The organism is Xenococcus sp. PCC 7305, assembly GCF_000332055.1.
GTDB lineage: Bacteria > Cyanobacteriota > Cyanobacteriia > Cyanobacteriales > Xenococcaceae > Xenococcus.
This window is the reverse complement of sequence record NZ_ALVZ01000185.1, coordinates 1-21,555: the sequence shown is the minus strand read 5'-3', so window position 1 is coordinate 21,555 and position 21,555 is coordinate 1. Positions and strand designations below refer to the sequence as shown.

16 protein-coding genes are annotated in these 21,555 nt (G+C 39.1%); 9 read left to right on the top strand and 7 right to left on the bottom strand.

From position 1 onward, the window contains the following. Positions 1-17: 17 nt before the first annotated feature. The gene (locus tag XEN7305_RS26705) at positions 18-2,534 is read right to left on the bottom strand and encodes a peroxidase family protein (protein WP_006510143.1); all 2,517 of its coding nucleotides are present in this window, start codon (positions 2,532-2,534) and stop codon (positions 18-20) included. A gap of 426 nt (positions 2,535-2,960) precedes the next feature. Here XEN7305_RS26705 and tpiA point away from each other — a divergent pair, with 426 nt between their 5' ends. Beyond that, on the top strand, positions 2,961-3,707 hold the full coding sequence (gene tpiA / locus XEN7305_RS14175; RefSeq protein WP_006510142.1) for a triose-phosphate isomerase: 747 nt from the start codon (positions 2,961-2,963) through the stop codon (positions 3,705-3,707). A 139-nt stretch (positions 3,708-3,846) separates the two neighbouring features. Here the strand turns inward: tpiA and XEN7305_RS14170 are convergent, their stop codons facing one another. The 3 genes from XEN7305_RS14170 to XEN7305_RS14160 all read right to left on the bottom strand — a co-directional run bounded on the left by XEN7305_RS14170 (position 3,847) and on the right by XEN7305_RS14160 (position 6,267). After that, complete coding sequence (locus XEN7305_RS14170; protein ID WP_006510141.1) at positions 3,847-4,197, bottom strand: DUF1257 domain-containing protein; 351 nt, start codon at positions 4,195-4,197, stop codon at positions 3,847-3,849. A gap of 150 nt (positions 4,198-4,347) precedes the next feature. Beyond that, entirely contained in the window at positions 4,348-5,859 is a 1,512-nt protein-coding gene (locus XEN7305_RS14165) for an AAA family ATPase (RefSeq protein ID WP_006510140.1), read from the bottom strand. Positions 5,860-5,922: 63 nt separating this feature from the next. Beyond that, positions 5,923-6,267, bottom strand: coding sequence for a hypothetical protein (locus tag XEN7305_RS14160; RefSeq protein ID WP_006510139.1), 345 nt, complete (start codon positions 6,265-6,267; stop codon positions 5,923-5,925). 226 nt (positions 6,268-6,493) lie between these two features. Here XEN7305_RS14160 and XEN7305_RS14155 point away from each other — a divergent pair, with 226 nt between their 5' ends. Next, on the top strand, positions 6,494-7,687 hold the full coding sequence (locus XEN7305_RS14155) for a glycosyltransferase (RefSeq protein ID WP_006510138.1): 1,194 nt from the start codon (positions 6,494-6,496) through the stop codon (positions 7,685-7,687). 87 nt (positions 7,688-7,774) lie between these two features. On the opposite strand, the gene accD is transcribed toward XEN7305_RS14155, so the two are convergent. Beyond that, complete coding sequence (accD, locus tag XEN7305_RS14150) at positions 7,775-8,728, bottom strand: acetyl-CoA carboxylase, carboxyltransferase subunit beta (protein ID WP_006510137.1); 954 nt, start codon at positions 8,726-8,728, stop codon at positions 7,775-7,777. A 265-nt stretch (positions 8,729-8,993) separates the two neighbouring features. On the opposite strand from accD, the gene XEN7305_RS27685 reads away from it, so the two are divergent. The 7 genes from XEN7305_RS27685 (at position 8,994) to XEN7305_RS26700 (ending at position 18,533) form a co-directional block, all read left to right on the top strand. Continuing rightward, positions 8,994-10,160, top strand: coding sequence for a response regulator (locus XEN7305_RS27685; protein WP_006510135.1), 1,167 nt, complete (start codon positions 8,994-8,996; stop codon positions 10,158-10,160). Positions 10,161-10,196: 36 nt separating this feature from the next. After that, on the top strand, positions 10,197-11,279 hold the full coding sequence (locus tag XEN7305_RS14140) for a chemotaxis protein CheW (protein ID WP_006510134.1): 1,083 nt from the start codon (positions 10,197-10,199) through the stop codon (positions 11,277-11,279). Between the two features lie 75 nt (positions 11,280-11,354). Beyond that, positions 11,355-12,806, top strand: coding sequence for a methyl-accepting chemotaxis protein (locus tag XEN7305_RS14135; protein WP_006510133.1), 1,452 nt, complete (start codon positions 11,355-11,357; stop codon positions 12,804-12,806). A 67-nt stretch (positions 12,807-12,873) separates the two neighbouring features. After that, entirely contained in the window at positions 12,874-15,216 is a 2,343-nt protein-coding gene (locus XEN7305_RS14130) for a hybrid sensor histidine kinase/response regulator (protein WP_006510132.1), read from the top strand. Between the two features lie 2 nt (positions 15,217-15,218). Beyond that, positions 15,219-15,635 (top strand): response regulator, encoded by a 417-nt coding sequence (locus XEN7305_RS14125; RefSeq protein ID WP_006510131.1) that lies wholly within the window; start codon positions 15,219-15,221, stop codon positions 15,633-15,635. 126 nt (positions 15,636-15,761) lie between these two features. After that, a complete protein-coding gene (cheB, locus tag XEN7305_RS14120; RefSeq protein ID WP_006510130.1) occupies positions 15,762-16,883 on the top strand; it encodes a chemotaxis-specific protein-glutamate methyltransferase CheB in 1,122 nt (373 codons plus the stop codon). Between the two features lie 30 nt (positions 16,884-16,913). Next, on the top strand, positions 16,914-18,533 hold the full coding sequence (locus tag XEN7305_RS26700; protein WP_006510129.1) for a protein-glutamate O-methyltransferase CheR: 1,620 nt from the start codon (positions 16,914-16,916) through the stop codon (positions 18,531-18,533). 60 nt (positions 18,534-18,593) lie between these two features. Here XEN7305_RS26700 and XEN7305_RS14110 read toward each other — a convergent pair whose 3' ends face one another. Then, positions 18,594-19,757: a response regulator gene (locus tag XEN7305_RS14110; RefSeq protein ID WP_006510128.1), complete on the bottom strand. Its 1,164-nt coding sequence runs from the start codon at positions 19,755-19,757 to the stop codon at positions 18,594-18,596. 141 nt (positions 19,758-19,898) lie between these two features. Continuing rightward, complete coding sequence (gene dnaA / locus XEN7305_RS14105; RefSeq protein WP_006510127.1) at positions 19,899-21,272, bottom strand: chromosomal replication initiator protein DnaA; 1,374 nt, start codon at positions 21,270-21,272, stop codon at positions 19,899-19,901. Positions 21,273-21,555: the final 283 nt, after the last annotated feature.

The window sequence follows — 21,555 nt, the reverse complement described above, 5'->3', positions numbered from 1 at the left end:
AATCTTCTAAGCTTACCTTAGGACACTATAAAATCACTGCTGTCTAATATGTTGATTTCAATCCCAATGACAGTTGCTAATAATTGGTTAGTATCTTCGACCCTAATTTGACTAGCATTTTGTCCAGACGTAAATTTTAGATCGGGAAAAGTTAAACCATCTACTAACATAAATCGATCAATTCCATCCTGGTAGTCTTGGATTGCATCAGTTCCATTATTCTCTCGCAGGACAAAGAAATCGCTACCATTGCCCCCAATAAGAACGTCAAAGCCCAAACCTCCATCAAGCAGATCATTATTGCGATCGCCCGATAATTGGTCATTCCCACTTCCACCAAACAAAGTATCATCGCCATTATTGCCAAAAAGAGTATCAAAACCATGATCGCCATGCAATAAATCCTGGTCAGCTTGTCCTTTTAGAAGATCATTACCGCTATTTCCTCTTAGCTGATCGTTACCATAACCGCCATTCAAGGTATCAAATCCATTATCTCCAAATAAATTATCAGCACCAAAATTCCCGAATAACAGATCATTGCCGTTTTGACCTCGAAGAAGATCGTTATCATGACCACCATTCAAGGTATCTGAATCATTCCCGCCAAACAACCGATCAGCACCGGCATTGCCAATCAATTTATCGTTGCCAAAATTCCCTTGTAGGAGATCATCTCCATCGCCACCTTGTAGGACATCATCTCCCAATCCTCCAAATAAATTATCAGCATTAGCATTCCCCAACAACAAATCATTCCCCTGTTGCCCTCGGAGAATATCGCGATCATTGCCGCCAAAGAGGGTATCATCTCCGTTGCCTCCTAACAATTGATCTGCTCCGATATTTCCGAATAACAGATCGTTGTCGGCATAGCCTTGAATAAAGTCATTTCCTCCATGGCCATAGATCGTATCACTACCCAAACCGCCATTAAGCAATTCACTTTTAATTGTTCCTTGGTTTACCAGAGAAAAAGCATTATCTTGAATAATACTAGTATCGGTGTTACGACGAATAATATCGGCAAAAGTAGTTTGTTCAATCAAGGAAATTTCCTGGGGAGAAAAGCTGTTTTGATAGAAAAAGCGATCGCCATCTCTTAAAGCAACAAACTGTTCTACTAAAACTGCCTTTAAGGTTTCTCCCACCACAGCCCCAGCAAGATGATCTTCTGCCAGTAACCCAACAAATCCATCTATATTATCGACTGTGCCATAAAGACTTGCTAATTGAGTTTGCAATTGAGGATCGGAAGTGATTGCATCAAAACTCGTAACCTTAATCAAACCATAGGCTTCCCGAAGGCTGTTGTAATCGGTTAATCCATTGATTCTGCCTCGATTAATGTTAATAGCAAATAAATCTCTCCCGGCAACATTCTCGCCAAAACCAAATAAAAGGTTGCGCACATCATCAATTGTTTTAGGATCAATCTTTTGACTCAAGGAAGAACTAACACCTCGCAGAATAGGCGCTATTCCCGACTCTTGGACCACAGAGGCCGAGCGAAAAAAAACATCTGCTAATTTTAAATTTCCCTGAGCAATTTCTTCTCCTTGAGGATCAAGACGCAAAATATCGGAACTTAATTGAGTATGACCAAAACGAAAAGCGGCATTGGCAAATACACGATCAATACTTGGATCAATAGTTGCATCGTAGCCAATATAGTCTGGTAAAGCATCTTCCCCTAAGAGAGCAGGTAGATATTCGTTGTAAATGATTGCTTGATATTGAGCAATATTAAGCTCTCTGGCTCTTTGGTAAATTTGTTCGTCGCTCCAGTTAACATGAGCATTTTGTAGCTCTGTGGCGATACGATTATGCTCTCTGACAAAGACTGTATGTATAGATGCTAATACCGAATTTTCATTGGCCCGAACATCTCCGCCAACAAATAAGCGAGTGGGGTCTCCACCTCTGGGATCATCATTTGCCTGAGTTCCATCATTGAAAGGAAGTAACTCCCCAGCACTTACCTTAAGTTTTCCTCCTTTTTGGCTACGTAAAAAATTAGCTCTTGTCTCATCAGAGCCATAAATGTTGGAGCCGTCAATCCAAGAGGTAATATGGTTGGCTAATTGGCGAGGATTATCTGGATTAGTACCGGTTCCTTCAATAAAGGAACTTTCATGCATTAATATTTCTACGGTACCTGTATTGAGCGGATCGAGAAATGGATCGCCATTGGGAACTTCAATATTAGCTGAAACAGCACTATCTGCAACTAAAGTTAGATCATGGTCCAAAAATTGGCCAAACGCCCAAATGGTGTTGGTTAACCCCGCTTTGCTTTCAATATCTTGCTGCTGCTGTGCGATCGCATTGCTAATATTTCGAGGATTAGGACGTTCTAATCCTGATGCTGTACTAAAACCATCACCATAATCAAGAGGTGATTTATTTACTAAGGCTGTATTTGTTGCTCCATAATTAGTCTGATTGAAGTTATTGTTAGTTCCATCAAAAGAGCGAAATTTTGGGTCTTTGTCTTGATAAATATCATTAAAAATAAGAATATTAGTTGTCATTATATTTAGTTTAATAATTAGAATATTCGTCTACAAATACCAAAGATATTGTAGATATAGTAGTGACATTTAAAAAAAATCTCCAAGTTTAGAATTAGATTGATTCAAAAAAAAATATTAAAGTATTCATGGTTAGCATATCAGTACTATAAAAGTAACTTAGTGTTTTTTACAATTATTCTTAGTTTTATAAATTATGTATCTAGATATTTATTGCTTTACAAAAAAGATATACAGCAATTCCTAATGGATTTGGACACTGAAAAAATGAGGACTTAGGGTCTTAGGGTTTTGCCGTGCGTGCTCCCTACTTCCCTACTTCCCTATTTCCCTAAACGATCTAACCTCTCCTCCCCTGTCAAAATCATTTTGAGGAACTACTAGCCTTAACCTCACCTTTGGTCGTAAACTAAAGTTTGCAATAAAATGTCAATAGAAGAAAAAGCTGTGCGAAAAGTAGTAATTGCTGGAAACTGGAAAATGCATAAGACTCAAGCAGAGTCTTTAGAGTTTGTACAAGGATTTAAGGCCGCGGTCGAAAACGCTGATGAAACTAGAGATATTATCCTCTGCACTCCCTTTACTTCTCTAGCTATCATGTCCAAAAATCTTCACGGCAGTAGGATTAAACTAGGCGCACAAAATATTCACTGGGAGGATCAAGGTGCTTATACAGGAGAAATTTCTGGTGGCATGTTAACTGAAATTGGCATCAACTATGTAATTATTGGCCATAGTGAACGTCGCCAGTATTTTGGAGAGACCGACGAAACTGTCAACTTACGTCTTAGAGCTGCTCAAAACCATGGGATCACTCCGATTCTTTGCGTTGGAGAAACGAAAGCACAGAGAGACGCTGGGGAAACCGAAAATATCATCATTAATCAACTAAAAAAAGATTTGGTTGGTGTAGACCAAAATGATTTAATTATTGCCTATGAACCAATTTGGGCAATCGGGACAGGCGACACTTGTGAATCTATAGAAGCCAATCGAGTTATTGGTGTTATTCGCCAGCAGTTAGACAACAAAGACGTATCAATTCAATATGGGGGTTCTGTGAAGCCTGGAAATATTGATGAGATTATGGCTCAACCTGAAATTGATGGAGCATTAGTAGGTGGTGCCAGTCTTGAACCTGATAGTTTTGCTCGTATAGTTAATTACAATTAAAAACTTTAGTTTTCTTAAAACAGAAAAAGGGTTGACTTTAAGATAGCCAACCCTCTGTGCTTGGGAACGCACTTTAAATTAATTTTGAATAATTTCACTTTGTCCAAGAAAGCAACTTGTTCGGTGTAAATTATCTTTCTTACTGAAGAACTAATTTAACGTTAGCGTTTTGCAAACCGCGTTGCTTAACTTCGGATAGAGTTTTGTTAACAGCGTATTTTTGATTAATAGAATTGATCAACTCAGTTTGATTGTGCTTTTTCGCAACACCCCAAAGGTCAGCAATCAAATCAAAAGTACCATCACTGTTCTCAGACCAACCAAGATCATATTCCCCTTCAAGAACAGCTACAATGTCAGCACGAATTTGTTGGCCATTGTAGCCGCGAACCTCAGCATTGTTTTTTACGTTAATGCCAAGATCGCGAAGAGAATTGGTTAGGATTACAGAATCAGTAATCTTAGTGCGTAGAGTGCTAAAGTGAGACATGAGATTTCCTCCAGTGGAAAATAAGTAAACAACAACTTTCTTTGATTTTGAACCTTAATGCTGTCTTATTGGGATTTAAGACAGATTATCTTAAGAAACTACTAGCTTGCGCTAGTCTTAGCTTCCGCATTAATTGCGGAAGAAAGCCTGTTAGAACTCCAATCGCTGATATTCAGCAACTGAAGCTGATGCAGTGCGAGCCCTTTGTCTAGCCCAGTCCCTCAGGGCTGTGACCTGCTCGAGCATAGTCCGAGACAATGGCAGAGTAGCCTTGATTGCAGCTATGATGTCTAGCTGCGTGAACTCCCTGTCTTGGGCAAAGGCATCGTACATAGCGGCAATAATTGCCTGTTCGATTTCTGCACCGGAAAAGCCTTCGGATATCTTGGCTAATTGTTCTAGATCGAAGCGAGCAATCTCAGAACGCCTTTTGCTAAGATGAATCCGGAAAATATCTTGTTTTTCTTGGGGGGTGGGTAAATCAACAAAGAAGATTTCGTCAAATCTACCCTTACGGAGAAACTCCCCTGGTAGTCTTTCAACCCGATTGGCTGTTGCCATCACAAATACAGGAGAAGTTTTCTCTTGCATCCAAGTTAAAAATGAACCGAAAATTCGACTCGAAGTTCCGCCATCAGAATCCCCTGAACCAGCACCCCCAGCAAAAGCTTTGTCAAGTTCATCAATAAACAGAATCGCCGGAGAGATCGACTCTGCTGTTTTGAGTGCACTACGGAGGTTGGCTTCAGAACGCCCAACCATTGAGCCGTCATAGACTCTTCCCATGTCCAATCTCAATAGGGGCAGGCCCCAAAGTCGGGATGTGGTTTTAGCGATGAGGGATTTTCCACAACCGGGAACTCCCAAAATCAACATGCCTTTTGGCTGCGGTAATCCATACTCCCTAGCCCTTTCAGTAAAAGCATTAGAACGTTGTCTGAGCCAGATTTTTAGTTCTTCTAAACCGCCAACGGAGTCGATAGTTTCGTCTTCCTCGATATACTCCAAGATTCCGTTGCGGCGAATCAGTTGTTTTTTCTCAGAAAGAACGATTTCTACTTCTTCTTTGGTGAGACGACCAGATTTAACTCTTGCCTTGCGATATACCTTCTCCGCCTCATCTTTGGTCAAACCCAAGGCAGCTTTGAGGAGTTTTTCCCTTGCCTCGGTGTCAATTCGTGAATTTTTGGTGTTTTGTAGTTGGGCAGATAGAACCTGATTTAACTCAGCCATGTTGGGCAAGGGGTAATCTAGCACCACCACTTCCTTTTCCAGTTCTATTGGAACCTGCTGGACTGGAGACATCAGGATGATTGTCTTCTGGCTATTTTTAAAGCTCGCGATCGCATCCCTTAACCATCTTGTGACCACAGCTCCATCTATAAAAGGATGTAAATCTTTAAAAATATAAATTCCCGATTCTGTTTGACGCACCACCCATTCCAATGCTGCCTCAGGAGAAACAGTATTATGTAAAGTCATTTGACGGGGTTGCCCATATTCAATGATGCCGTGGGTTACTGTCCAAACAAAGATGCGTCGGCGTTCCGCATAGTCTTCAGATAGGCGATATACCGCTTGCTCTGCTCTCTCTTCTTCTGGCGTAACCAAATATATCAGAGGATATTGAGCTTGTATTAAGATATTGAGCTCTTCTTGCATAATATATCGACCTTAGTATCAGGGTTTACAGTAACAGATGATGTCTATTACAACGAGTCGGCTTCAACAAGTAACAAGTTCTTCCTGAGCTTGAGACCTGCCATTATTCTGTATAACCTTCTCTAGAGGAGAATCCTCTAATATAGTGACCGATTGACCTTTCAGAGAAACCATCTCACCACCCTGCATGACCATTGCAGCATCACATTCCGGGCAAACATGAACCTGATGTTTTCTTCCTTGAATCTTGGCATCTAAATGCTCCACCACTTCTGGATTCTGAAGATAAAAATCTACGGCTTTTGACACCAAAGCAGACATCGACTCAGCATCTATAGCCGCTCTAATTTTAAGTTTGCGGTGAAGTTCAGGAGGTATGTATAAGGTTACTTTTTGCTTGTCTTGCATGTCACTATCATTAATATTTACCCGGGTATGAAAATCAATTTACCGCTTTAGACTTAAGATGTCAAGATGGTAAGCTGTCTTGCCGTCATTATCTTTACAATAGTTAACATAACGTTTGGCTACTAAGACCTTGTCACGCTGATTTTGATAGGTTACACTTAACGAGAAAAATCCTATTATTTAGTTTTTTGGGCAATACACGTTATTACTTCGGAACATTTGATCTATGATTTTGCTGTTCAGCATAATTCTAGCGGTTTTCACTGTGGTGATTGCAATTCCTATCATCGTATTTGTGGTGGAGTGCGCAGCCGCAACTAGAGATCACGGTCAATCTTCGCAAACATTTCAAGGAAAAGAGCGCCCTAGGATAGCAGTTTTAATTCCCGCTCACAATGAAGCATTAGAAATTGAGGCAACTCTTCAAGGAATACTGTCGCAGATTCAACCATTAGATAAAGTGATAGTGATTGCAGATAATTGTCATGATGAGACAGCAAAAATTGCCGCTAAAACTGGAGTGAAAGTTATAGAACGCAAGAATACAAGGCAAAAGGGAAAGGGCTATGCTCTAGATTACGGATGTCAGTTTTTAGCCCAAGACCCTCCCCAGGTTGTCATTATGCTAGACGCTGATTGTAGTATTGAATCGAAAATGCTTGAGCGAATTTCCCATCAAGCACAAAGGACACAAAAACCTGTGCAAGCTTTGTATCTAATGGAGCCCCCAATCCAAAGAACTCCTGAAGATTTAATTTCTGCCTTTGCTTTTTTGATCAAAAATCAAGTGAGACCACAAGGTCTTGCTAACCTAGGAAAACCCTGTTTGCTAACAGGTTCTGGGATGGCGATTCCTTGGTTTGTCATTCAAGAAGCTCAATTGGCTAATGGGAATATCACAGAAGATATGCAACTCGGGATTGACTTAGCGATCGCAGGATACTCACCTCAGTTCTGCGGCGAAGCAAAAGTCCTTAGTCGTTTACCTCAAAAAACTAGCGCCAAAAAAAGTCAACGTATTCGCTGGGAACATGGTTACTTACAAATTATGATTGCACAAATCCCGCGATTGTTGAAAAGTTCTTGGCAAAAAAAACGCAGTGATTTACTATTCTTGGCTCTAGAGATTTCTGTACCGCCCCTATCTTTATTAGTAATACTTTGGATGCTGGTTCTCTCTCTAAGTTTGTTTGGTGGATTTTTGCTTAACATCTGGCTACCAGCCCAGTTTATCTTAATTCTTGGTACCATCTTAGCTCTATCTATTTTGATCTCGTGGAGAAAATTTGCCTCTGATCTAATTCCTTTGAGCAAACTGCTGTATGTTCCTTTTTACTTATTGTGGAAAATTCCTTTGTATCTTAAATTTCTAGTATCACCTCAACAGGAATGGATTAGAACAGAAAGAGAAGAGGAATAAAAGAAGGGATGAGGGATGAGGGATGAGGGATAAGGAAAAATGGTCAAGAAAGTTTGAGGAATTACTATCTCATCAAACAAGATGACATCAGTTGCTTTGAATATTTTGTTCTTCTATTACTGATACTGAATGTTCTTGGCGGATTGCTGAATCGGTTTCTACAATATGGGAATTGAGAGGATAAAAGGGTTGATGTAGACTAATCAATTGAGCTAGAGTTTTTTTCAACTGAGTCCGAGGCACAATCTGATCAACAAAGCCATGCTGCAATAAATATTCAGAAGTTTGAAACCCTTCAGGGAGTTTTTCCCGCAAGGTCTGTTCAATAACTCTTCTGCCAGCAAATCCGATAGTAGCTTTGGGTTCAGCTAAAATAAGATCCCCCAACATGGCAAAACTGGCAGTGACGCCCCCAGTGGTGGGATGAGTTAAAACTGGAATGTAAAGTAGCTTAGAACTTTGGTGACGATGTAGAGCACCAGAAATTTTTGCCATTTGCATCAAGCTCAACATTCCCTCCTGCATTCTCGCCCCACCGGAAGCGCAAATGATCACAACGGGAAAGCGTTCTTCGGTAGCTCGCTCGATCAACAGACAAAGTCTTTCCCCCACAACAGAACCCATACTGCCGCCCATAAAGCGAAAATCCATTACCCCCAAAGCTAGAGGTAAACCGTCTATGAGACCGATACCTGTTTTGACAGCATCAGTTAAGCCAGTTTTTGCTTGATAATCTTTTATGCGATCGCGATAAGCTTTGCGGTCATTAAACTCTAAAGGATCAGTGGGGCGAATTTCCTCTCCTAAAGGTTGCCAAGTTTGAGCATCGATCAACTGATTGATTCGTTCGTCACTATCAACTCGAGAATGATGACCACATTCGAGGCATACTAGCTGATTTGCCTTTAAATCCTTTGTATAAGCGACGGCACCGCAAACCTGACATTTTGACCATAATCCATCAGCAATTTCCCTTTCCCCTTGTTTTTGGATAGCAGGTTCAGTTTTTCGGCGGTTAGCAAACCAATCAATTAAAGACATATTTATCGAGATTTTGTTATGGACTTATCGCTCGGCACCGCTATTGTTTGGTGCACAATCCCTGATTATAAAGCTTGGAGAGGTAAAAATTATAACAATTTGACACTTCATGAACTAACAAAAGTTCATGAACGAACATTCATGAGCGAACATTAGAGATCTTGAGTAATAATTTGGGAACCATAGATTCATCGAGCTTATTAATGCTTTTACCTACTTGCGTAGGTATTTCAATTAAATATAACAAAGACGGAATTTTTATAACGTGTTAAACTTAAAAACCCATAAGCCTATTGAACAAATTGAAGAATTATCACAAGCAAAGTACACCGGCGCAATCAAAATAACCAGATCTCAATCTGAAGTTATGGGAACAATCAATGTTGTCCCAAAGGCTTCTTTTTTGGTATTTGATCAAGGCAGAATTACTTATGCTGATTCTGTTAAGCATAATCCTCAATCATTGGCAAAAAAGATTGGCAAAAAACTTAAGATAAATCTTATAGATAAAGCTCTTGTAACAGTAAGAAATAAAATTAAAAATGAGAATTCCTTCCAAGAAATATTTGATTTGTTGGCAAGATTTGGCATCGTAAAATGGGAAGAATTAGCTAAATATATCCAAGATAATATTATAATTACGATAGAAAAAATTTATGATAAGTCAGTGACTTTAGAGCAATATCCCGATTTTAATTTTGATTTAGATCAAGAACATATAGGGCTAAACTGGCAAGAAATCAAGGTAAAAATTGACTTGAGACAACTAAAATGGCGTGAATTATCAGTCAAAATTCCTCATAGAGAGGTCATTCCTCAGTTAGTACTCAAAAATGCGCAACAAAATTATTTAAATGTTGGAGTTCAGAAGCATTGTCAGCAATGGATAGACGGAAAGCGATCACTTTTAGATATTGCTGAACAAATCGATCAAGATCCTTTAACGCTAGCTATTCAATATTATGATTGGGTGCAAAGAGGCTGGATTTCTTTTGTTGGAACGGAACTAAAATCAAGTTCTCCACTAAATAACTCAGGCTCAGATAAATCGAATTTACCAATTATTCTTAGTGTTGATGATAGTACGGTAGTGCAAACCATGATTAAACGCGCAATCGGGGAACATTATCAGGTGATACTAGCAGATAATGGCTTGGATGCATTGAAAATACTTACTGGTTCGCCAAAAATAAAATTAGTCTTGCTAGATGTCACGATGCCCGATGTCGACGGCTTAGAAGTTTGTCAAACGATTCGCTGTTTTAAGCAATTTAAAGACTTGCCAATCATTATGCTGACAGCGAAAGATCGGATGCTAGACAAATTCAAAGGAAAATTTGCCGGATCAAATGAATATTTAACAAAGCCAGTAGATAAAGCAAAATTGCTGGAAACAATTGAAAAATATGTTCCGGCAAGCATATCTATATAGTAACTAAATAGTAGCCAACTCATAAGAGAAAAGATCATGGAAAGCCAATCCTATCTAAGATTTCGCTTGCGCGATTTGGATTATGCCATCGAAGCCGCTCAAGTAAAGGAAATCTTTCAATTACCAGAAATAAATCCCATTGCTGATGCTCCTGGCGATATTATCGGCATCTTAAATTTAAGAGATAAAATTTTGCCGATTATGCATCTTGATCGTCGTCTTGGGCATCCGGTGCAAGAGTGTCGGGCTACAGACAGTGTCATCGTTATTGAATGGGAGAGAATTCAAATTGGCATTATCGTCAATGAAGTCTTAGAAGTTCAAGTGATTGAATCGAGCAAGATCGAAACTGAACCTGACTATGGCAGAGATAATTATATAGGTTCTGCTTTAGTGATGGCGGTAGCTAAAGTCGCAGATCGCCTAATCATGATACTTCAGGCTGAAAGTTTGATTCGACAGGCTGATGAAGTCGCCATGATGGTTTGGGAAGAAGAAAGCAAAGTCTTAGAACAAGCAGAAGTAGATGAAGGCGATGCAGAAATAGATCCAGGACAACTTCTTACCAACTTCTACGATCTATACTGTCCCAATGCTCAGGAATCTGAGAAAAAGATTTTTCGTAAGCGAGCTAGTGAGCTGAGAAAGCCGCTAGAAACTTTCGAAGTTTTAAACACCATGCCCTTAGCAATTTTTAGTTTAGGGGATGAATATTTTGCTTTTGATTTGGAGGTGGTCAAAGAATTCATTGATATCGATAACATAACGCCAATTCCTTGTTGTCCTGAACATATTTTGGGCAACATAAATTTACGAGGGGAAATCATTACCCTAATCGATGTTGCTAAACAATTCAATTTGCCTCAAACTAAGCAGACAGAAAACTCTCAAGCGATCATTATTCAAACTGAAGATATTAGCGTTGGCATTTTAGTTGACCAAATATTTGATGTTATATATCTCGCTCCGGAGTTAGTATCAGTAGCTCCTTCGGCAATTCATCCAGAGCGTAGACAATTTATTCGCGGGACTGCCGCCTATGGGGAGTATATGTTTAGCGCAATCGATTTGCCAAAAATTTTTGCTCAAAGCAATTTGGTAGTTGACAGTGCTATTTAAAATTTCGTATTTCACTTTTTTCTTTCACACAAAGCCAATTATCTGTTAATTTAATCTATCTTGGAGAATCTTCAAATGTTAGAAAATATGAAACTCAAAAATCGTATTTTACTTGGTTATAGTATTCCGATCGCGATTTCTAGTCTAGTGACAGGAATTATTATCTGGAATGTTAATGCAGCTCAAAAGCAATTTAAGGAAGTGGAAAAACTAACTAAAATTGAGGTTAAAACGCAGGAAACAGCCTATCATTTGTCTCAGATCGAGAAAACTTCCTTGGACTATGTCATAGTAAAAAATGCGGCAGCGAAAGACAAATATGACAAGATGGTTGAAAAGTTTAACACTGAAATCACTGAACTAGAAGAGCTAGTTTCGGATGCTGAGCAAAAAGATTTGTTCCTTCAAATTGACGATCAAGGTAATAAGGTAATTGACTATACTACTAATCTGATGAATTTAGTAGATCGCGGCCAGGCTGATCAGGCACAAGAAATCTGGAATCGGGGAGAAGGCCGAACCATGGAGGCAGAGCTAGAAAAGCTTTTAGAGGAGGCAACTGCAATAGAAATAGAGCTATTGAAAGAAAGTGAAGAAAAAGAAAAACAAATTCTGACCACCTTATTTTGGCTCTCTTTGTTTGGAAGTTTGTTAGCTAGTGGAATCTCTGTGGCTATAGCTTTCTTCTTAGCAGACACAATTACAAAAACAATCGATCAAAGTATTACCAAGCTAACAACTAGTTCTGCCCAAATTGCCACTACCACTGCTCAGCAAGAACGCTCGATGACTGAGCAGGCAACTTCAGTCAATGAAACTACTACTACCATTGAGGAATTAGGGGCTACTTCTCGTCAAACAGCAGAACAGGCAATGAGTTCGACTAATGGAGCCCAACAGGCTATTGACTTGACAGAAAAAGGTAATCAGGCAGTTTCCCAGACAATGTCAGGGATTAATGAACTGCAAGATCAAGTGAGTGCGATCGCCGATCAAATTATGCGTTTGAGCGAACAAACTGGACAAATTGGAATGGTTTCTGACTTGGTAGCCGATGTTTCCAATCAGACCAATATGTTAGCTCTGAACGCTGCTGTAGAAGCTGCTAGAGCAGGAGAACAAGGTAAAGGATTTACAGTAGTTGCTGGAGAAATTCGGAAGCTGGCGGATCAAAGTAAAAAATCGGCAGAGAAGATTAATACTCTAGTTGGCGATATCCAAGCCTCGATTAATAGTACTGTAATGGTTACAGATCAAGGACAGAAGACAGCGATTCAAGGATTGAAATTAGCTGAAGAGACTTCTTATTCCTTTAACTCGATCGCCGAATCGGTAAATAATGTCTTCCTGAATAGTCAGCAAATTACGATGAGTGCTAAACAGCAAGCTGTCGCTGTACAACAGGTAGTTTCAGCAATGAATGCCATTAACTTAGGAGCCCAAGAAACCGTAAGTGGGATTAGTCAGATCAAAGCGGCGACTGGAGATTTGAATAAAACTGCTGAAACCTTGAAAGCCACTGTTTAATCAGTTATCAGTTTTGAATCATAAGTAAACAGTTATTAGTTGTCAGCCAACAGATATCCTAAAGGTTATGTTCATTGAAGACACCGAACTGCGAGAGCTATACAAAATAGCCAGTGCCGATCATCTTGAAAAAATTGAAAATGGATTAATCCATCTAGAGAAAAACCCTAATGATCAAGACAAATTAGAAGAATTACTCCGAGCAACTCATTCCCTCAAGGGTGATTCGCGGATGTTGGGAGTAGAAGAAGCAGAAATGCTGGTTCACCAGATGGAAGATCTGCTGAGCGATATTAAAGAAAACAATAGTGTTTTTACTTCTAATCTTTGCGATCGCCTCTATCATGGATTAGATGCAGTTAGAAAAATTGCCCGAGAAGCAGTTACTGGTGAGTCATCGGGGATTAGTACGTTCCATGTTATGGCTCAATTAATGGGCGCAGAAGATGGGGCAGATCCAGATTCAGTTGCGGCTTCCCAATCTGCTCCAGAAACTCCTGAGGTTAATCCTGAGTTGCTATTAGCTAATGAGCAGGAAGCAGAATTTCCTGCCGAATTACTAGCAGAGCTAGCCAAAGAACAAGAAGCTATGGCTGCTGCGGCCCAGGAAAAAGCTCAACAAGAATTGGCAAAAGCTGCTCAAATCGAAGATCATCAGATCGAAACAGTCAGAATTGGCTTTCCTAAATTAGATGCTTTGATGACTCAAGCAGGGGAGCTATCCGTTACTAAATTACGTTTAGCAAGACGAACTGAAGATCTTAGAGAGATTATCAATCTTTGGGAAGATTGGAGTCGAGCAGTCTTCGCAACTCAGCTATCAATTAAGGAATTAGAGCAACATTTAACATCAGAAACTCTAGAACCAATTCAAAAGTTTGAGCAACTAAACCAAGAATATCTAGAGCAATTAGGAGAGCGAGTTACCCAACTTAAAAATGTCACGGTTGAAGATAACGCTCGCTTAGAAATAGTTGCTCATAGTTTAGAAACAGGCATTCGTGATCTGCGATTGTTGCCTCTAGCAAATGTTTTTAATCTCTTTCCCCGGATGATCCGTGATTTAGCAAAACAATTAGGAAAAGAGATTAACCTCAAAATCGAAGGCGGAGACATTGCTGTTGATAAGAGAATTTTAGAGGAAATTAAAGATCCTTTAACTCACTTAATCCGTAATGCGATCGATCACGGTATTGAAACTACTGAAGAGCGAATTGCTCAAGGTAAGTCAGCTACAGCTAATCTTTCGATTCGAGGTTATCAAAATTCTAATAGCATTTGTATTGAAGTAATTGATGATGGTCGGGGGCTCGACACAGAAAATATTAAATCAACAGCTTTACGCCGTGGTCTCCATACAGAGTCAGAATTAGCAGCCATGACCACAGAACAGGCCCAATCACTAATTTTTGCTTCCGGATTTTCTACCCGTATAGAAGTTAGTGAAATTTCGGGGCGTGGTGTGGGCTTAGATGTGGTACGCGCTAATATAGAAAGACTCAAAGGGTCAATTCAAGTTTCTTCAACCTATGGCAAAGGCTGTCAATTTCAACTGACACTCAAGACTAGTTTAAGTACAACTCATATTCTAATTGTTGAGGTTAACCGGAGTATTTATGCTATTCCTGTAGATTTTATCGACTCAATGTTATTTGTTGAGCGCGATGATATTTTCCAAGTTGAAGGCACTCCGACAATTACAGTTGAAGGCGAGCCTTTATCTATTAGTTGGCTATCTAGTTTGTTAAAACTGCCAAAATCTTCTGATAATAACTCAATGACTAAAATGTCTTGTGTAATTCTTAAGTCGGGCAACGAACGCTTAGGGGTAATTGTTGATCGCTTGGTAGATCAGCAGCATATTATCCTAAAACCCCAGAGCAAGTTACTCAGACGTATTCCCAATATTTCTGGGGCCACGATCTTAGGAACTGGGGAAATCTGTATGGTACTGAACCCCAAAGATTTACTACAAACAGCATTGCAGGGAACTGCAATTAATGATGAGCTGAGTGGCATTTTAACTCAAATTAGAACCAAACCCAAAGTTTTATTAGTTGAAGATTCACTGCCAATTCGTACTCAGGTCAGACGAATTCTCGATAGTTCTGGCTACGATGTTACAGTTGCCGTCGATGGATTAGATGGATTCCAAAAACTACAGGCAGCGGATTACAAAAATTTTCAAGCAATCGTCTCCGATGTGGAAATGCCCAATCTTAGTGGCCTAGAAATGACAGCTCGCATTCGTCAGGACAAAGAATACAACGAGCTACCAATTATTTTAGTTACCACATTGGCAAAAGAATCAGATAAGCGTAGAGGTGCTGATGCCGGCGCTAATGCTTATCTAACTAAAGGCGATTTTGACCAAACAGTTTTATTAGATACCTTAAGGAGGTTAATTTAATCATGGCTAATTCACCAATTAAAGTAGTGTTAATTGAGGATTCTCCCGTTGCTTTACAAATTTTGCAACGACTTTTAAATACTGCTCCCGAAACAGAAGTTGTCGGGACAGCTAACGATGGTTCAGAAGGCTTAAATGTCATTGCCAGAACGCAACCCGATGTGATTTGTACTGATCTACAAATGCCTGGGATGGATGGTCTGGAATTTACCAAGCAACTAATGCAAACTAATCCTTTACCAGTATTAGTTGTCAGTAATGCAGTACATCCATCGGATGTTGATAATATCTTCGAACTTATGCAAGCTGGGGCTTTAGACTTTTTCCCTAAACCTACAACAGGTTCGCCGACAGATTATGACAAATTACAATCTTCTTTAGTCGGCAAAATTAAAGTTCTAGCGACTAAAAAACGGTAAATATTTTCGGGAACAATATTAATAGCTAATAGTTAAATAGGAGATCAGGAATTATTCTTGATCTCCTTATTTCCTAGTAAGTTCCTAGGCAGAATTAATTATAAAAGTTACTCATGATTATTTAATATGTCTAAATCCCCAATCAAAGTTTTTCTGGCGGAAGATTCTCCTGTAGCTTTAAATATTTTGCAACGCATTTTAGATGCTGCGCCTGAAATCGAAGTTGTTGGGGTAGCTCGTAATGGCAAAATTGCTTTGGAACAAATTCCTCAATTGCAACCAGATGTAATTTGTACTGATCTATTGATGGGGAAAATGGATGGCTTAGAATTGACAAAACAATTAATGGCTAAATATCCCAGACCGATTTTAGTTATTAGTCAGGCAGTTCAATCTACAGATACCAATAATATTGGACAGTTGCTAGCCGCAGGAGCAGTAGATGTTTTTCCGAAACCAAACACTGGCTTACTAGAAGATTATCAAAAACAAAGACAAGCTCTCATTGAAAAAATTAGAATTCTGGCGGGAGTCAAGGTATTTACGAAAAGACTGCGCCCTTCTGCTCAAATGAATCAGGGAATAACTAGGTCAAAAGATAAAATAGATTTTAGTAATTTTGACGCTCTTAATTCTGTGGCGCGCGAAGCGGAGCTCTCTGAGATCGCAAATCCCAGAAGTCAACATAATTACAAAATTATTGGTATTGGAGTGTCTACTGGCGGACCGAACGCTACGCAAGAAATTTTTGCCGCTTTACCAGTCAATTTCCCCTTGCCGATTGTCTGTGTTCAGCATATTAGCGAAGGATTTTTAGGCAATTTAATTAATTGGCTCGATACAGTTTCGACCCTTAAAGTTAAAATTGCCGAGTCTGGCGAACTACCTATTGCACACCATATTTATTTTGCCCCGGAGCGATACCATCTAGAACTTGATCGCCAGGGAAGATTTATCTATTCTGAAGCTCCACCATTAAATAGCCATCGCCCTTCAATTACGATTACGTTGGAGTCTTTGGCGAGATTCTATGGCAAATCGGCTCTGGGAATTTTGTTAACAGGCATGGGTAGAGATGGGGTGGGCGGAATGAAGCGAATTCAACAATTAGGGGGAAAGACAATCGCGCAAGATGAAGCGACAAGCACAATCTTTGGTATGCCCAAAGCGGCGATCGAGTCTGGAGCTGCTCAACATATTCTTCCCTTAAATGAAATCGCCCCTTTTCTAATTAGGACAGTGTGTTAGATAAATCAAAATTATTAAAATTGCAATACAATGAATCAGATTTTGTTAGAACAATTAATCAAATTAATTGCCCAACAATCAGGCTTGATAATTCGGCCTCAAAGTCGAGTTGATTTCAACAAAAAAGTTCAAACCAGAATCAAAAGTCTCAAGTTATCTGGTCTTCATGATTATTACTCTCTTTTGCATCAGGCGATCTCGAAGAGATCCGCTTCGCGGGCCGCTTCGACGGGCGAAGATTATGATTATGCTCTCAATCTTAAGTCTGAAACTGAATGGAAAATTCTCATGAGCATGATTACCAATGGCGAGAGTTTCTTCTTTCGTGATGACGGACAGTTTAAATTATTACAAGAACGCCTTTTGCCACAGCTAATCGAGCAGAAAAGAAAAGCTAATGATTTAAGTCTCAAAATTTGGAGTGCGGGATGTTCTACAGGAGAAGAACCCTATTCGATCGCCATTTTGCTCAGAGAACTCATTTCTGATCTCGATTCTTGGCAAATACTTATTTTAGGGACAGATATTAATCAGCAATCTTTATCGCAAGCGCGCCAGGGAATCTATAAAAATTGGTCATTTCGTCGCATAACACCAGACCTTAAGACTAAATATTTTCAGACTTTACCTAAATCTCAAGGTTGGCAATTAAAACCACAAATTCGGCAGAGGGTAACTTTCAAGTTTTATAATTTGACCCAAGATGATTTTTGTGGCAATGCCATAATTCCCTTTGATTTAGATCTGGTTTTATGTCGTAATGTCTTTATTTACTTCGAACCAGAAGCGATTCAGCAAGCTGTTAACAAAATTTACTCTAGCTTAAAAATTGATGGTTTTTTTATTTCTGGACATGCTGAGCTTCAAGAGATTGATCTGAGTAAATTTATCACTTTAAGTTGTGCAGAATCAGTTTATTACCAACGTCATGATAATAGTCAGGGTCAAAGCATTAACCAGCAATCTGTGACATTAACTCTTCCAACAAAGTCGAGTGAGTTTATGCTTAATGATTTAAGCAATCCAATTGAAAAAATAGATTTTGGACTCCAACCGATTTCTAAAAATCCTGTTTTACCTCAAGTCAAAAAAATTACGCTTCCTCAAAAAAATGATTTAGAAGGGAAAAATATCGTTAAAACAGAATTATCAACTCCCACAGAATCCAGCAAAATTACACTAGAAGCGATTAAGACTTCATTCTCAACTGGCCAATATAAAGAATCTATTCAGCTGGCGCAAGAATTAATTGCACAACAACCGCAATGCGAGCAAGCAGCTTATTTATTGGCTCAAGCTTATGCTAATCAAGGGGAGCTGGAACTAGCGACTGAATATTGCCAGCGAGCCTTGACTATTAATGAAATTTCTTTACCTGTGTTATATCTGTTGGCTCAAATCGCTGAAGAACAAAATCGCATTGATCAGGCCAAAGATTTACTTAGAAAAATTATTTATCTCGAACCAGATTCTATTCCTGCATATTTGGAATTGGGCTCTCTTTATAGTCGTGAAGGGAATCTTACGAAAGCCAAGAAAACCTATGATGTAGCTTATGAGTTATTAAAGAAACTTTCTTGGGACACAGAAATTGAATATCAGGGAACAGTAACTGTAAGTAAACTGATGAACTATATCCAAGATTTATAGATCCTAAAAGTGATTGTTGACTATAATTGCTAACTTCGGAGCGATTCACTTTGGTCTAGATTAGAGTCGCTTACTTGATTTAATGTATTTACTGATGACTTCTAATAATTCTTCTTTCTTGAAGGGTTTGGTAAGGTATTTATTCGTTCCGGAGATTTGACCTTTCATTTTATCGAGCAAGCCATCTCGTGCTGTCACCATAATGATTGGTAATTCTTCAAATTTAGGCATTTTACGAATCATTCGGCAAAATTCCCAACCATTGACATCTGGCATCGTCACATCAAGTAACAATAAGTCTATTGAATTGCGATTGATATACATTAATGCTTCTGCGGCATTGCTAGCAAGAACAACATTGTAATCTCCTTGGAGTGCTCGCTTAATCGAAACCTGTACAATCCGACTATCATCTAAAGATAAAATCGTAGGCAAATTTTTCTGAGGAGATCCTGTTGTGATAGTTTGATTAATGTTAGCCTGATTGTGATTTGCTGGATGGGAATCGAAGCTTATAACTCCAGATTTGACTAAATTACTATAGTGATTAGCCAACACTAAAGGATCTTTGTCCATTTCTGTGGCAATATCACTTAGGGTTTTGCGACCATCAATATAGATTTTTAACTGCTCTCTAATTTTAGTATATTGAACTGTTGATAATTGTCTTTCAATAACATTAGGTATCGCATCCATCGCAGGGATAATTGATTCTAAGTTCGCCCATTGTTGTCGGCGATCGCTAAGATCCTGTTTTACTCTAATCCAATTCAAACCGTGACGATCTGCGCCAAAGGAAAGGTCAAAATTATCATCATCTTCCCATTGGGCCTGTCCAGGATGGGAATTGAATTTTTCCAAAAGCAAAACTATTTGTTTGTAGATATGAGTTTCTATATTTTCCCAACTGAAGACTCTTAGTTTAACTAATAATTCGATTAACTCTCGCACCGATTGTGAATTATTTAATTTTTTACTTGCGAAAGAAAGAGCTGCGTCAATCAAATCAGGCTTTAATTTATCTCCTAAATATTTGGCAAATTGTTGACCATTAGGAATCTTTGAGCCCCCATAAACCAAACATCCATTATTGATTACTAATACTGCTGTTTGCTGGCTTTGCCAAGAATTAACTTGTGTTTCCAACTTCAAGACCCCATTAATGCCTGATTCAAGTTGTAATTCTAATAAACTTTTTAGCTGATTCTTTTGATACTGTTCCATGGGTTTTTGAGTCAACAAATGGCACAAGATACTAAAAGTATTTGTTGGTTAAATTATTCCCTAAAATTGAAATATTGAATCATGGATCACAATTGCTAATTCCCCAGTCACCTAAGGAAAGTAGATCGCAATCTCTAATCCCTATAAACGTCTGGTTTTACTCATAAAGTTAATGCGATCGCTGAGTTGGGAAACGGTTTCTCTAAGTTCGCGATCCTTCTCTATTTTCTTGGCTATCTTATCGCAACTATACATCACCGTGGTGTGATCTTTGCCGCCAAATTCTTCCCCAATACGGGGCAAACTAAGATCGGTATGTTGTCGCATTAAATACATCCCAATTTGTCTGGTTGTGCTGATTTCGCGGCGACGAGAACTACTTTTAAGATCTTCAATTGAAATCTTAAGTTCTTCTGAAATCACCTGAAGAATAATCTCTGGAGAAGTTGCCACAGTCTCTACTGGAGGATTGAGCACAGGGGCAATATGTTCTACTGTCATTGGTAGTCCCGAAATCGACATATAGGCGATCGCTCTGATGAGAGCTCCTTCTAGTTCTCGAATATTGGAAGTGCAACGGGTCGCAATATATTCAATAGTTTCTCTGGGTAACCGAATATTTTCGTATTCAGCTTTTTTTTGGAGAATTGCCATGCGAGTTTCGAGATCTGGAGTTTGAACATCGGCAATTAAACCCATAGAAAACCGGGAAATAAGTCTTTCCTGTAATTTAGAAATTTGGTTTGGTGGGCGATCGCTAGCCAAAACAACTTGTTTGCCAGCCTCGTAAAGAGTATTAAAAGTATGGAAAAATTCCTCTTGGGTATATTCTTTATCCTCAATAAATTGAATATCATCAATCAGTAAAATATCGGCAGTGCGATAATGTTCTCGAAAACTCTGCATATTATCGTTACGAATCGCAGAGATCAAATCGTTGGTAAACTGTTCAGTTGACACATAGAATACCCGAGCTTGACGACTAATTTCCAGGTGATAATGACCAATGGCTTGCATCAGATGAGTCTTTCCTAAACCAACTCCCCCGGAAAGAAACAAAGGGTTAAAATCTCGTCCTGGTGATTCGGCAACGGCTAAAGCAGCTGCATGAGCCATTCTATTTGTGGGCCCCACGACAAAGCGATAGAAGGTATATTTAGAGTTTAATTCTGTTGGTTTTAGAGAGCCAGAAGCAATATTTTGTTCTTGAATCTTCTGAGCAACTGGATTCTCAACATCTATCCAAGCGGTATTATCCCCTTGAGCCACAGTAAACCGAATTTCGAGACGGCTACCCACAATTTCTTTGACCGTGTCACTCACAATTTGCAGATAATGTTTTTGTAGATGATTGAGAATAAAGGGGTTGGGAGTACAGATAGTCAAACAGTCATCTTGCAAACTTAGGACAGTTGCGGTTTTAATCCAAGTTTCAAAGGTCGGGCGACTTAATTGCTTATCTAATCGCTCTAAAACTTGATTCCAAATTTGCTGTGGGGCTAAATTTTCAGACATTGACTGGGGTAAATACCGTGCTACAAAAAAGGTGGGCGTTCGAGTTATTATATCAATCCTAAATTGGGACTAGCGTTTTTGCTTTGACTGCCAAGAGAATAACTAAAGTTGATAGTTTAAGAGAAACAGATAGAGAGTTAAATGAAATTAAAGACTGATGTGGAATCTGCGTTTTCAGCATTAAGTTAGTTGCCAGTAAAAGGTGTTAGGTGTTAGGTGTTAGGTGTTAGGTGTTAGGGAAATCCCGAAAAACGGTGAATCTAGCAATGATAGACATAAAAAC